Raw genomic sequence first — 557 nt, 5'->3', positions numbered from 1 at the left:
AACAGAGAATCATGTGTCCAAAACGATTGACTCCCCCAATTGGTATTCAATACTGCTTCGTCTAAAGAACAGCACAGACAATAACGTGCGGTATCAATGGTTTCCAAGTCAACATCATGTTGACGCAGACGATTCTCATAATCCCTAAGTTTTTGCGCGAGCGTTTCTTTAAGAAACAAAGGATCGGAATGAGTAGCTGTTGCTCTGATTTGTCCAATAATCGAAAGTAGACCATTAGCTTCTGCCAATAGTGGATTATCTCCATAAGCAACAACTGAATCGTTGTTAACCAACTCAGGGCTTTTGGATATCACAACAGTACTGTCTGCTGATCTTTGAGGCTGAGCTTTAGATACAGCCGCTCTTCCGCCAGGAGTAGGTTTTACTATCGTCTGTTCCATACTTACCACTTTTAGTGATTAATGCTCCAAAGCTCTGTGTACGGATTTGGGAAATGACCAGATAAATGCAGTGCAATACCACCGCTGTCTTTAAGTCGCATCCAGAATGGCCCCTTCTTAACGACATCAAAATAAACATACCCCGTTTGATATGGA

General features: G+C 42.0%; 2 protein-coding genes. Both read right to left on the bottom strand.

The features are described from left to right. Positions 1-401, bottom strand: a 401-nt coding sequence (icmH, locus tag R7O13_RS29755; RefSeq protein ID WP_318305576.1) for a type IVB secretion system protein IcmH/DotU, incomplete at its 3' end; no start/stop codon positions are given. 11 nt (positions 402-412) lie between these two features. Next, positions 413-557 (bottom strand): type VI secretion system baseplate subunit TssK (tssK, locus tag R7O13_RS29750; RefSeq protein ID WP_318305577.1); only part of this gene is annotated, 145 nt, incomplete at its 5' end.

This window comes from Vibrio sp. Y176, assembly GCF_033438945.1.
Note: the sequence above shows the minus strand (reverse complement) of the source record. Positions and strands in the feature narration are given on the sequence as shown.